The 12,637-nt window shown below is 58.8% G+C and carries 14 protein-coding genes; 2 read left to right on the plus strand and 12 right to left on the minus strand.

Going from position 1 to position 12,637, the window contains the following annotated elements; genetic code table 11:
• Positions 1–153: 153 nt before the first annotated feature.
• The 4 genes from CRO59_RS12475 to CRO59_RS12490 form a co-directional block, all read right to left on the minus strand.
• Positions 154–693 (minus strand): FixH family protein, encoded by a 540-nt coding sequence (locus tag CRO59_RS12475; RefSeq protein ID WP_097087648.1) that lies wholly within the window; start codon positions 691–693, stop codon positions 154–156.
• Positions 694–704: 11 nt separating this feature from the next.
• Positions 705–2,120, minus strand: coding sequence for a cytochrome c oxidase accessory protein CcoG (gene ccoG / locus CRO59_RS12480; protein WP_027613255.1), 1,416 nt, complete (start codon positions 2,118–2,120; stop codon positions 705–707).
• Positions 2,121–2,342: 222 nt separating this feature from the next.
• Positions 2,343–2,753, minus strand: coding sequence for a type II toxin-antitoxin system VapC family toxin (locus CRO59_RS12485; RefSeq protein WP_097087649.1), 411 nt, complete (start codon positions 2,751–2,753; stop codon positions 2,343–2,345).
• On the minus strand, positions 2,753–3,007 hold the full coding sequence (locus CRO59_RS12490; protein WP_047599120.1) for a type II toxin-antitoxin system Phd/YefM family antitoxin: 255 nt from the start codon (positions 3,005–3,007) through the stop codon (positions 2,753–2,755). The genes CRO59_RS12485 and CRO59_RS12490 overlap by 1 nt, the downstream gene beginning before the upstream one ends.
• A gap of 626 nt (positions 3,008–3,633) precedes the next feature.
• Here CRO59_RS12490 and CRO59_RS12500 point away from each other — a divergent pair.
• Positions 3,634–4,638: a metallophosphoesterase gene (locus CRO59_RS12500; protein ID WP_097087651.1), complete on the plus strand. Its 1,005-nt coding sequence runs from the start codon at positions 3,634–3,636 to the stop codon at positions 4,636–4,638.
• A gap of 56 nt (positions 4,639–4,694) precedes the next feature.
• Here the strand turns inward: CRO59_RS12500 and ccoP (CRO59_RS12505) are convergent, their stop codons facing one another.
• From ccoP (CRO59_RS12505) to ccoN (CRO59_RS12540), 8 genes are all read right to left on the minus strand, one after another.
• Positions 4,695–5,678 (minus strand): cytochrome-c oxidase, cbb3-type subunit III, encoded by a 984-nt coding sequence (gene ccoP, locus CRO59_RS12505; protein WP_096797659.1) that lies wholly within the window; start codon positions 5,676–5,678, stop codon positions 4,695–4,697.
• On the minus strand, positions 5,675–5,860 hold the full coding sequence (locus CRO59_RS12510; protein WP_003175465.1) for a CcoQ/FixQ family Cbb3-type cytochrome c oxidase assembly chaperone: 186 nt from the start codon (positions 5,858–5,860) through the stop codon (positions 5,675–5,677). Before CRO59_RS12510 ends, ccoP (CRO59_RS12505) begins: the two co-directional genes overlap by 4 nt.
• A gap of 6 nt (positions 5,861–5,866) precedes the next feature.
• The gene (ccoO, locus tag CRO59_RS12515; RefSeq protein ID WP_024164411.1) at positions 5,867–6,475 is read right to left on the minus strand and encodes a cytochrome-c oxidase, cbb3-type subunit II; all 609 of its coding nucleotides are present in this window, start codon (positions 6,473–6,475) and stop codon (positions 5,867–5,869) included.
• Positions 6,475–7,917, minus strand: coding sequence for a cytochrome-c oxidase, cbb3-type subunit I (gene ccoN / locus CRO59_RS12520; RefSeq protein WP_007969186.1), 1,443 nt, complete (start codon positions 7,915–7,917; stop codon positions 6,475–6,477). The genes ccoO (CRO59_RS12515) and ccoN (CRO59_RS12520) overlap by 1 nt, the downstream gene beginning before the upstream one ends.
• Before the next feature lie 485 nt (positions 7,918–8,402).
• On the minus strand, positions 8,403–9,353 hold the full coding sequence (gene ccoP, locus CRO59_RS12525; RefSeq protein WP_097087653.1) for a cytochrome-c oxidase, cbb3-type subunit III: 951 nt from the start codon (positions 9,351–9,353) through the stop codon (positions 8,403–8,405).
• Entirely contained in the window at positions 9,350–9,547 is a 198-nt protein-coding gene (locus tag CRO59_RS12530) for a cbb3-type cytochrome c oxidase subunit 3 (protein WP_097087655.1), read from the minus strand. The genes ccoP (CRO59_RS12525) and CRO59_RS12530 overlap by 4 nt, the downstream gene beginning before the upstream one ends.
• Positions 9,548–9,550: 3 nt before the next feature.
• A complete protein-coding gene (gene ccoO / locus CRO59_RS12535; protein WP_003223389.1) occupies positions 9,551–10,159 on the minus strand; it encodes a cytochrome-c oxidase, cbb3-type subunit II in 609 nt (202 codons plus the stop codon).
• 10 nt (positions 10,160–10,169) lie between these two features.
• Positions 10,170–11,594 (minus strand): cytochrome-c oxidase, cbb3-type subunit I, encoded by a 1,425-nt coding sequence (gene ccoN / locus CRO59_RS12540; RefSeq protein ID WP_047293096.1) that lies wholly within the window; start codon positions 11,592–11,594, stop codon positions 10,170–10,172.
• A gap of 95 nt (positions 11,595–11,689) precedes the next feature.
• Here ccoN (CRO59_RS12540) and CRO59_RS12545 point away from each other — a divergent pair, with 95 nt between their 5' ends.
• Positions 11,690–12,367: an alpha/beta family hydrolase gene (locus CRO59_RS12545; protein WP_027613247.1), complete on the plus strand. Its 678-nt coding sequence runs from the start codon at positions 11,690–11,692 to the stop codon at positions 12,365–12,367.
• Positions 12,368–12,637: the final 270 nt, after the last annotated feature.

The raw sequence follows: 12,637 nt of genomic DNA on the forward strand, positions 1-12,637 counted from the left end.
CTCTCCCGGAGGGAGAGGGAGCCGATTGATGGAGGCCGGAAAAGAGGTGCATCCACGGATATCGTCACTGCCATACACAAGGCATGCGAGCGGCCGAAATCAGTCCCCTCTCCCTCCGGGAGAGGGTTAGGGTGAGGGGCTTCTGCAGTTTATTTATTTATCCAGGTCTTCGGCGCCCTGCAGCGGTTCGTCACCGAGCAGCAGATCCTTGTCGTGGCTGACCTGTTCCTCTTCGAACATGCGCCACACGTGGTCGTCCTGCGTGCCCAGCAATTCGACAAAACGTCGGCCTTCGACCTTGTCGCCCAACTGACCGATGTAACGGCCGGTTTCGGTTTCGCTGCGGGTCAGGACGATCTTGCGATCCTTCTCCGGCTGGGTCGGCGAGATCAGGTTCAGTTCCAGAGTTTTCGGCTGGCTGTCACCGCTCAGGCGCAGGTCGACTTCGCCGGTGAGCTCATCCAGATGCACGCTGGCGCGCATCTTCAGCTCCTGCGCCAGCAGCTCGCGATCCAGTGAGCGGTTGATGCCTTTGCCGGCCTCGTAGTAGTTGTCGTTGACCAGGTTGTCCGGGTTGTTCACCGCAATGGTCACCATCGACAGGGTCAAGGTCACCGAACAGGCCAGAATCCCGATGATGATCCATGGCCAAAGGTGCTTGTACCAAGGACTGGCGGCGTTTGCTGCGGGCATGTTCAGTTCTCTCAACGGGTTTGTGGGCCGATGAATCGGCTCTTGGCTTCAACGTGGACGCTATCATCGTCGGCATCTTTGAGGATGAATTTCACCTCGTTGGTGCTCGACGGCAATTGTTCCGGTGCGCTCGACAACTCCACCGGCATGCTGAAGATTTCGCCGGCCGGCACCTTGATCTCGCGTTTGCCTTGCAGGCGCAGATCCGGCAGGCCGGCGGCTTCCAGCACGTAGGTGTGGTCGCGCTGATCCTTGTTCATGATCTTCAGGCTGTAGACGTTTTCGATCCGGCCCTCGGCGTTCTCGCGGTACAGCACGCGGTCCTTGCTGACGTCGAAACCGACCAGCGAGCGCATGAAGAACGCGGTCACCAGCAGGCTGATCATCGCCAGCAGCACCACCGCATAGCCAATCAGGCGTGGCCGCAGTTTATGGGTTTTCTGGCCGGACAGGTTGTGTTCGGTGGTGTAGCTGATGAGGCCGCGCGGGTAGTCCATCTTGTCCATGATCGCGTCGCAGGCGTCGATACACGCGGCGCAACCGATGCACTCGATCTGCAGGCCGTCACGGATGTCGATACCCGTCGGGCATACCTGAACACACATGGTGCAATCGATGCAGTCGCCCAGACCCATGGCCTTGTAGTCGACACCTTTCTTGCGCGGGCCACGGCTTTCGCCGCGACGCGGGTCGTAGGAAACAATCAGGGTGTCCTTGTCGAACATCACGCTCTGGAAACGTGCGTAGGGGCACATGTAGATGCACACCTGCTCGCGCAGCCAGCCGGCGTTGCCGTAGGTGGCGAGGGTGAAGAAACCGACCCAGAAATACGACCAGCCATCGGCCTGACCGGTGAAGAATTCGAACACCAGTTCGCGGATTGGCGAGAAGTAGCCGACGAAGGTCATGCCGGTGACGAAGCCGATCAGCAGCCACAATGAATGCTTGGCGAGCTTGCGCAGGAACTTGTTGCCGCTCATCGGCGCTTTATCGAGCTTGATCCGCTGGTTGCGGTCGCCTTCGGTGACTTTCTCGCACCACATGAAAATCCACGTCCATACGCTTTGCGGACAGGTATAGCCGCACCAGACGCGGCCAGCGTAAACGGTGATGAAGAACAGGCCGAACGCCGCGATGATCAGCAGCCCCGACAGCAGGATGAAGTCCTGCGGCCAGAAGGTCGCACCAAAGATGAAGAACTTGCGTTCCGGCAGGTTCCACCACACCGCCTGATGCCCGCCCCAGTTCAGCCACACCGTACCGAAATACAACAGGAACAGCGCAGCGCCGCCGATCATCCGCAGATTGCGGAACAGGCCGGTGAAAGCACGGGTGTAGATTTTTTCTCGAGAGGCGTAAAGATCGACGCTGTTGTTCGCGTTTTTGCTCGGTGGTGTGACGTCGTGTACCGGAATCTGGTTGCTCATCATTGCATCCCACGGCAGTGGACAAATGCCTCGGTCGATACGTGCCGACCGCGGTCAGAAAGGGGTGTCGCAGTGGCGCAATGATACGCCTGTCGCTCTAACTCAAGGGTGCGACCTTTGGTCGCGTTGGGGAAAAAGCATTATTGGTGTAGCGAATGCAGCAAAGCCTGATGCAGATCAATTGACTTGTTGAGTATGGACGGTTTTGGGGTGGCGGCTAATTCAATGTTCCCATGGGTTGATCAGGGCGACGCCGCTCAAGCGGAAATCACCGACATTGCGCGTGACCACCGTGAGTCCATGCACCAGGGCCGTGGCAGCGATCAATGCATCGCTTTCATTGGCCTGGTCGGGTACATGCAGGCTGGCACAACGCAGTGCCACCGCGGCATCAACCGGCAGGATTCGGGCTTCGAATGCCGGAATGACGTGACGCGTCAGCCAACTGCGCAACAGCTTTCCTTGAGCAGGATCACGCCGTTCCATTCGCAGTACTCCGGTTTCCAGTTCTTTCAAAGTAATGGCGGAAATGTACAGGCGCGGGGCGATGACGCCTTTGGCCCAACTGACCACATTGGCATCGGCCTGCGGCTTGCGAAGTTCGGAAATCACATTGGTGTCGAGTAAATACATCAGGACAGATCCACGGGACGATGAATGATGACTGCGCGCTCGGTTTCGAAATCGATGTCGGCAGCCTCCGGCATGACCAACAAATCGACAATGCTCGTGTTTGCGCCGCTCAGTTTCTGATATTCCTCAATGCTCAACAGGACATGAGAGGCCTTGCCACGGTCGGTGATGATCACTGGACCCAGACGCGCAGCCTTTTTGGCGCTGCTGGTGTCCTGATTGAATTCACGGCTGGAGATGGTGGTGATTGCCATCATGGTTGACCTCTCGCAATACAGATGTAGCAACGTTACTACTTCGCCTTGGGGGCGGCAATCAAGGAAGACAGAACTCAGCCGTCCGTGGGTCGGTCCGTGGCTGGCATAGTCGAGCCAGCCTCGCAAAAGGCGCAGGCCGGCTCGGATTGATTCAGACGTGGCTTCAATACTCAGGGAAGTCTGCCGCCGCCCAGGCTCTCGAGACTGCCGGTATTTCTGTGGGGCTTTGTGGTGCTTCTGGAGTCGGGTTGCAACGGATTACCCAGTGTCACGGCAATCGATTCCACGGGGTGGTTCGATGGATCGATTGTCTGATCGTTGTCTGTGAGTTTCTGATCAACCGGGAGAGGGTTTTTGCTGTCATTCAACATAGCGGCTTCATCCTTGAAGTGGCTCCGATGAGGGTCAACGGGCTGTGGACGACCCTACAGAGCATAGCGAATCGAGTCCATCAGGCATGTGTCTCAAAGTATTAATTTCGAAGGCGATTTCAATATTCCAGAAATATAATTAGTTAATTGATGGGTTTTGCTTTCTTGTTTTTTTCGAATAGCTTAGTGGCTGTTCTGCAGCGTGCTAGTTGCATGTTTATGTTTTGAAATTTAACGAAATAATGGAGTGTTATGAAAACCAAGGAAGTTAAAAAGCTTTTCGCTTGTCTGTGTCTGGTGTCCCTGACTTCTCTCACCAGTGCCAATGAAGGTATGCCGCAGCACATGGTATTTGCATCAGACCCGCAATACCCGTGGACAGAAAAGTCGGACAGTGGCGAGGATGAATCGAGCGCGGATTTCGAAAAACGCGCGAAATGGCTGGTGGAAACCCAGTTCGCGAGCATTGCCCAGTTCCGCACCGAGATGGGCGGGCAGGCTGCGGTGCCATTGATGATCAACGGTGACATGACCGCGTTTGGCCACGGCTGGCAGCGCTCTTTCATCGGTTCGATGCTGAAGAAACACTTTGGCGATCACGTGCTCTACGGATTGGGCAATCACGACTACCAGAACAACGTGAATGACTGTTTCAGTGAAAGTTGCGCAGCGGGCAGTATTGTTGATTACCGTGATCATCATGTCGGTAAAGTCGATGAATTTGATCTGGAAGTCACCGGCAGCTTTGTGAATAAACACTATCTGGGTAGTCTGGCTTATTCAAAGAATGTGGGTGAAGTGCATCTGGTGCAGTTGAACAATGAACCCACTTATGCGGTGAAGATTTCTCACGCGTTGAATCCGACCACATTCGATATCACGGCGTCGCTGGACTGGCTGGAAAATGATTTGCGAATAGCGCGAGCGCAGGGCTACGCGATCATTATCAACATGCACAAGCCCTATGAGTGGAAAGGCAGTTGGGATCAAGAGAAGCGCTTTCGCGAAATGATTGAAAAGTATCAGGTGACGGCGATGTTCGCCGGCCACTTCCACGACGAGGGTGGTAGCCAAACCTATATGGGGAGCGTGCCGATGTTTCTCAGCGGTTCAGCTTCTCAGCAGACGTACCTGACCGCCACTTTTTCCAAGGATCGCAAGCAATTGGAGGTGAGTCTGGTCGAGGACAATCAGTGGCGCAAACGTACGCCGGTGGCCACCGTGCCGGTGAAGTCGATCTGGGCCAGTAACCCATAAAAAAATCCCCCGCCAGAGCACTGGCGGGGGATTCTTCATTACATCAAGCCCTGGCCTTATTGCGCCTCGGCCTCCGGCGCTTTTTCACCGTGGGACAGGCTGTACACGTACGCTGCCAGCAGGTGCACCTTGTCATTGCCTTGCAGTTGTTCCTGCGCCGGCATCTGGCCCTGACGGCCGTAACGGATGGTCTGCTGCAGTTGGGCGAAGCTCGAACCGTAGATGAACGCGGCCGGGTGGGTCAGGTCAGGCGCGCCCATGGCCGGGGTGCCTTTGCCTGCTGGACCGTGGCAGGCCACGCAGTTGGCGGCGAACAGTTTCTGGCCGTTGGCCGGGTCAGCCTTGGTGCCTTCCGGCAGTTTGCGGCCATCGAGCTGGGTCACCACGAAGGCTGCGACATCGGCTACGCCTTGTTCGCCAATGACTTCGGCCCAGGCCGGCATCACCGCGTGTCGACCGCCCATGATGGTGGTCTTGATGGTTTCCGGCTCGCCGCCCCAGCGCCAGTCGGCGTCGGTCAGGTTCGGGAAGCCATAGGCGCCCTTGGCGTCGGAACCGTGGCATACCGAACAGTTGGAGGCGAACAGACGGCCGCCCATCTTCAGTGCTTGCGGATCCTTGGCCACTTCCTCGATCGGCATCGCCGCGAACTTGGCGAAGATCGGACCGAACTTGGCGTCCGAGCGGGCCATTTCCTTTTCCCACTCATGCACGCCGGTCCAGCCGGTCTGGCCGTTGGCGAACGCGGTCTGCTTGTCGTTATCGAGGTAGTTGTAGCCCGGCAGCAGGCCTTTCCAGTTGCCCAGGCCCGGGTACAGCACCAGATAACCCAGGGCGAACACGATGGTGCCCACGAACAGCATGAACCACCATTTCGGCAGTGGGTTGTCGTACTCCTCGATCCCGTCGAAGGAGTGGCCGACCGTTTCGTCCGTCTGTTCGCTGCGCTGGCCCTTGCGGGTCGACAGCAGCAGCCAGGTCAGGGCGAAGATCGTACCGAGACTGAGGACTGTGACGTACAGACTCCAGAATGTAGTCATTCTTTGTTACTCCTAGAAGCTTGCTCGACGTGCTTGATGGCTTCGGGATCATCCGCAAAAGGCAGCAAGGTTGCGTCTTCAAACTCCGACTTGCGCTTGGGGCTGAATACCCACAACGCCAAACCGATGAAGGCCACCATCACGACGACGGTGCCCAGGCCGCGAATCATCCCGATATCCATGAAGAATCACCGTTTGCTTTTGATGATGGTGCCCAGGCCCTGAAGGTAGGCCACCAGCGCGTCCATTTCGGTTTTGCCCTTCACGGCATCTTTTGCACCGGCGATGTCTTCGTCGGTGTAAGGGACGCCGAGCGTGCGCAACACTTCCATTTTCTTGGCCGTGTCTTTGCCGTCGAGCTTGTTTTCCACGAGGAACGGGTAAGCCGGCATTTTCGACTCAGGTACCACGTTGCGCGGGTTGTACAGGTGCGCACGCTGCCAGTCATCGGAGTAACGACCGCCCACGCGAGCCAGATCCGGGCCGGTCCGTTTGGAACCCCACAGGAACGGGTGGTCCCAGACGCTTTCACCGGCGACCGAGTAGTGGCCGTAGCGTTCGGTTTCAGCGCGGAACGGACGGATCATCTGCGAGTGGCAGCCGACACAACCGTTGGCGATATAGACGTCGCGGCCTTCCAGTTCCAGTGCCGAACGCGGCTTCATGCCTTCGACCGGCTTGTTGGTGACGTCCTGGAAGAACAGCGGAACGATCTGGGTCAGGCCGCCAATGCTGACGGCGATGACCATGAAGAAGGCCAGCAGGCCAATGTTCTTCTCGACAGCTTCATGCTTCATCAGTGAGCTCCAACAACAGCGATCTGGGCGGCGGCTTCGGCTTCAGCCGCGTTCGAGGCGCGCACGGTGCGCCAGACGTTGTAAGCCATCAGGAACATGCCGCTGGCGAAGAAAGCACCGCCCAGGGCACGGACGATGTAGCCCGGGTGGCTGGCCTGCAGCGCTTCGACGAACGAGTAGGTGAGGGTGCCGTCATCGTTGATTGCACGCCACATCAGACCCTGAGTGATGCCGTTGACCCACATCGAGGCGATGTACAGCACGGTACCGATGGTTGCGAGCCAGAAGTGCGCGTTGATCAGGCCGACGCTGTGCATCTGCGCACGACCGAACAGTTTCGGGATCATGTGGTAGATCGCGCCGATCGAAATCATTGCCACCCAACCCAAAGCGCCGGCGTGGACGTGGCCGATGGTCCAGTCGGTGTAGTGCGAGAGCGAGTTGACGGTCTTGATCGCCATCATCGGACCTTCGAAGGTCGACATGCCGTAGAACGCCAGCGACACCACGAGGAAGCGCAGGATCGGGTCGGTGCGCAGCTTATGCCAGGCGCCCGAGAGGGTCATCATGCCGTTGATCATGCCGCCCCAGCTTGGCGCCAGCAGGATGATCGACATCGCCATGCCCAGCGACTGTGCCCAGTCCGGCAGTGCGGTGTAGTGCAGGTGGTGCGGACCGGCCCAGATGTACAGGGTGATCAGCGCCCAGAAGTGCACGATCGACAGGCGATACGAGTAGATCGGACGCTCGGCCTGCTTCGGCACGAAGTAGTACATCATCCCGAGGAAGCCGGTGGTCAGGAAGAAGCCCACGGCGTTGTGGCCGTACCACCACTGGATCATCGCGTCGGTCGCGCCCGAATAGGCGGAGTAGGACTTGAAGAAACTCACCGGCAGGGAGGCGTGGTTGACGATGTGCAGCATTGCGGTCACGACGATGAACGCGCCGTAGAACCAGTTACCGACATAGATGTGTTTGGTCTTGCGCTTGGTGATGGTGCCGAAGAACACCAGCCCGTAGGAGACCCAGACAATGGCCAGCAGAATGGCGAGCGGCCATTCCAGTTCGGCGTATTCCTTGGTGGTGGTGTAACCCAGCGGCAAGGTAATGATGGCGCCGACGATGACCGCCTGCCAGCCCCAGAAGGTGAAGGCGGCAAGGCTGTCGGAGATCAGTCGCGTCTGGCAGGTTCGCTGCACGACATAGTAGGAAGTGGCAAACAGTGCACAACCACCGAAGGCGAAAATCACCAGGTTTGTGTGCAACGGGCGCAGGCGTCCAAAGCTCGTCCACGGCAGACCGAAGTTCAACTCCGGCCAGACCAGTTGCGAGGCGATGAAGACACCGAGCCCCATGCCAAGGATCCCCCAGACCACCGTCATGATGGCGAACTGGCGGACTACCTTATAGTTATAAGCAGTCGGACTGATTGCTGTGCTCATTCTAAGGTTCCACGGTTTGGGTGTTTTATTAGGATTAAAATCGGCCGCAAGTATGCAGAGAGCAGGGGGTCATTGCAACGCGCCATGACCTGGGTCAATGCTTTCCAACGCTGATTCTGCGGCCTTTCCATACGCCGCGTAAGGTCAAAATTGGCCTCGGACAAAATGTCGCAGCGGACGAAAAAAGCGAGGGGATCAGGTCGCTTGTAACGGGGTGTGTTCAAACGCTCAGTTCGGGTGACGGACGGTAAATGGCACGACAGCCGGTATCTACCGGCGTTTGCGGCCACATCAGTCAGCCGGTTCGCAGAACACAGCAGTCAGCGTTGACCTGGAACCAGCACAAGCCAGTCCGCATCGAGCAAGCGTAGACCCGAATCCGGGGAACCGAAAGGAGAGGGTGTGACGGGGTGCGACAATGCGTCGCAAAGGGGCGGGATGCTGCCGCACCGAGAATGGTGCGGCAGAGGTGTGTGCAATGATTACTATTTGTTGTCTTCAGTAATCAGCTTATCTGTATTCAATCCATGGCTCAGGCTGTACACATAGGCAGCTAGCAATTGCACTTTATCGTTGCCCAGCAGTTCGTTCTGCGCTGGCATGTGGCCCTGGCGACCGTGGCGTATGGTCTGCTCAAGCTGTGTCAGGCTGGTGCCGTAGATAAATCCGGCCGGGTGCGTCAGATTCGGCGCACCCATGGCTTCAGTGCCGTGGCCGGTTGCCCCATGACAGGCTACGCAGGTGGTGCTGAACGCTTGCTGTCCGGCTTGCAGGTCAGCCTTGCTGTCGGCAGGCAGCGGCAGGCCCGCGAGTTCGTGACGCACATACGCCGCGACGTTCTTCACCCCGGCTTCGCCGAGCACTTCGCCCCAGGCCGGCATCGCCGCCATCCGCCCACCCATGATGGTGGTCTTGATGGTCTCGGCGTCACCGCCCCAGCGCCAGTCCTTGTCGGCTAGGTTAGGGAAGCCGAAAGCGCCTTTGGCGTCGGAGCCGTGGCACACCGAGCAGTTGGAGGCGAACAACCGGCCACCCATTTTCAGCGCCTGCGGATCCTTCGCTACTTCCTCCACCGGCATGGCGGCGAATTTGGCGAAGATCGGCCCGAATTTGGCGTCGGCCTTGTTCATTTCCTTTTCCCACTCGTGCACGCCGGTCCAGCCGTCCTCGTAGCCGGGCAGAATACCTTTCCAGTTGCCGAGGCCCGGATACAGGATCAGATAGCCCACGGAAAACACCAGCGTGCCGGCGAACAGCATGAACCACCACTGCGGCAGCGGGTTGTCGTACTCCTCGATGCCGTCGAAGCTGTGGCCCATGGTCTGGTCGACGCTGCCCTTGGTCTCGCCCCGGCGGGTGCCGATCAGCAGCCAGGTCAGGCCGATCAGGCTGCCGATGGTCAGTACGCAGATCCACGTACTCCAGAAGGTGGTCATGGCCGGGTACTCCTTGTTTCAGGTGCTTGGGTAATGTCGGGTTGCGGCTCGTCGGCGAACGGCAGCAGGCGCGCTTCGGCGAATTCCGGGGTGCGCTTGCGGTTGAACACCCACAAGGTCAGACCGACGAAGGCGACGAACACCACGACCGTGCCGAGGCCACGTATGAGGCCTGTGCTCATTTCAATGACCATGGCTCACCTCTTGCTCTTGATCGCAGTGCCGAGCACTTGCAGGTAGGAGACGAGGGCGTCCATTTCGGTCTTGCCCTTGAGGCTGGCGACCGCGCCGCTGATGTCGTCGTCGGTGTACGGCACGCCGAGGGTGCGCATGGTCTTGAGCTTGGTTTCGGTGTGGCTGCTGTCGACCGCTTGCGTCACCAGCCACGGGTAGGCCGGCATTTTCGACTCCGGTACCACGTTGCGCGGGTTGTACAGGTGCGCGCGGTGCCAGTCGTCCGAGTAACGCGCGCCGACCCGGGCCAGGTCTGGCCCGGTACGCTTGGAACCCCAGAGGAATGGGTGATCCCATACGCTCTCACCGGCCACCGAGTAGTGCCCGTAGCGTTCGGTTTCGGCGCGGAACGGGCGGATCATCTGCGAGTGGCAGCCGACGCAGCCTTCGCGGATGTAGATATCGCGGCCTTCCAGTTGCAGCGCGGTGTAGGGCTTCATGCCTTCCACCGGTTTGTTGGTGACGTCCTGGAAGAACAGCGGGACGATCTGGGTCAGGCCGCCGATGCTCACGGCGAACACCATCAGCAGCATCAGCAGGCCGACGTTCTTTTCAATCGTTTCGTGTTTCATGGCGGACTCCTCAGGCCATCTGCGCGGCAGCAACGACGTCAGCAGGCTGCGAGGCCCGCACGGTGCGCCAGGTGTTGTAAGCCATCAGGAACATGCCGCTGAGGAAGATCGCCCCACCCACCAGACGCACGATGAAGCCAGGGTGGCTGGCCACCAGGGTTTCGACGAAGGAGTAAGTCAGCGTGCCGTCCTCGTTGACTGCGCGCCACATCAGGCCCTGGGCGATGCCGTTGACCCACATCGAGGCGATGTAGAGCACGGTGCCGATGGTCGCGAGCCAGAAGTGCGCGTTGATCAGGCCGATGCTGTGCATCTGCTCTTTGCCGAAGACTTTCGGGATCATGTGGTAAAGCGCGCCGATCGAGATCATCGCCACCCAGCCGAGTGCGCCGGCGTGAACGTGGCCGATGGTCCAGTCGGTGTAGTGGGAGAGGGCGTTTACAGTCTTGATCGCCATCATCGGACCTTCGAAGGTCGACATGCCGTAGAACGCCAGCGACACCACGAGGAAGCGCAGGATCGGGTCGCTGCGCAACTTATGCCAGGCGCCCGAGAGGGTCATCATGCCGTTGATCATGCCGCCCCAGCTCGGTGCCAGCAGAATCAGCGACATCACCATGCCCAGCGACTGTGCCCAGTCCGGCAGCGCGGTGTAGTGCAGGTGGTGGGGGCCGGCCCAGATGTACAGGGTGATCAGCGCCCAGAAGTGCACGATCGACAGACGATACGAATACACCGGACGTTCCGCCTGTTTCGGCACGAAGTAGTACATCATCCCGAGGAACCCGGCGGTGAGGAAAAAGCCCACGGCGTTGTGGCCGTACCACCATTGCACCATTGCGTCGGTCGCACCGGCGTACACCGAGTAGGACTTGGTCAGGCTCACCGGCAACTCAAGGTTGTTGACGATGTGCAGGATCGCCACGGTGATGATGAACGCGCCGAAGAACCAGTTGCCGACGTAGATGTGCTTGGTCTTGCGCTGCATGATCGTGCCGAAGAACACGATGGCGTAGGCGACCCAGACGATGGTGATCAGGATGTCGATCGGCCATTCCAGCTCGGCGTATTCCTTGGAACTGGTGTAACCCAGCGGCAGGCTGATCGCCGCCAATAGAATCACAAGCTGCCAGCCCCAGAAGCAGAACGCGGCGATTTTCGGCGCGAACAATTGCGTCTGGCAGGTGCGCTGCACCGAGTAGAACGAACTGGCGAACAGCGCGCAGCCACCGAAGGCGAAGATCACCGCGTTGGTGTGCAGCGGGCGCAGACGGCCGAAACTGGTCCAGGGCAAATTGAAGTTGAGTTCAGGCCAGACCAATTGGGCCGCGAGAAAAACCCCGAGCCCCATGCCGACGATGCCCCACACCACCGTCATAATGGCGAATTGGCGGACCACCTTGTAGTTGTAGGCGGTACTGATAGAAGTGTTCATGGTTCCCCATCCACGGTTCAGCCGAAGTGAGCGCGCGCAGAAAACGCCGCGAATCCTTCGCCTGGAGTTATAGGCAGACTAAAAGCGAGGCAAGCATGGACAAACAGCACAAGGCCAGTATTGACGGGGATCAATGGGCGCAGTGCGTGCGGGATCATGGGTGGTTGTGGGATGCCGCGTCGGGCGAGGCTTCGGCGACTTTGATCCTGGCGCATGGGGCAGGGGCGCCGATGGACAGTGAGTGGATGACGGATATGGCTGGGCGCCTTGCTGCACTTGGGGTGAATGTGTTGCGGTTTGAGTTTCCGTATATGGCGCAGCGGCGGGTGGATGGCAGTAAACGGCCGCCTAATCCGGCGCCGAAACTGCTTGAGTGCTGGCGCGAAGTGTTCGCTGAAGTGCGACGTCATGTCGCTGGGACTTTGGCCATCGGTGGTAAGTCCATGGGCGGGCGGATGGCCAGTCTTTTAGCTGACGAGTTGGGCGCCGATGCGCTTGTCTGTCTTGGATATCCGTTTTATGCGGTTGGGAAACCTGAGAAACCGCGGGTTGAGCATTTGGCTTCTTTGCGGACTCGGACGTTGATTGTTCAGGGCGAGCGGGATGCTCTCGGAAATCGGGACGCTGTCGAGGCTTACGATCTATCGCCGAGTATTGAGGTGTTTTGGTTAGCCTCTGGGGATCATGATTTGAAGCCGCTCAAGGTTTCCGGGTTTACGCATTCGGACCATTTGGCTTCGGCGGTGGAGAAGGTTGCCGGGTTTCTTCGTTGAGGTTTGGTTGGGGGGTATATCCGTTGCTGCGGTAACGGCGACTTAGGGTTTCGCCCTTACGGCGACTCACTTTTTTTACAAGCGCCTAAAAAAAGTAAGCAAAAAAACGCTTGCTCCTACGTTCGGCCCGCTCGCTGGGGCTCGGGGTTCCTTCGCTCCGGGATCCATCCGGGCGCAGCGCCTACGGTTTGCTTCGCTGCACCTCCTCTCGCTGTGTTTGGCTTCGCCAAACGGTCGCTGCGCTCCCACCCCCGGATGAATCCCTCCGCT

The organism is Pseudomonas sp. LAMO17WK12:I5, assembly GCF_900215165.1.
GTDB classification, from domain to species: Bacteria; Pseudomonadota; Gammaproteobacteria; order Pseudomonadales; family Pseudomonadaceae; genus Aquipseudomonas; species Aquipseudomonas putida_A.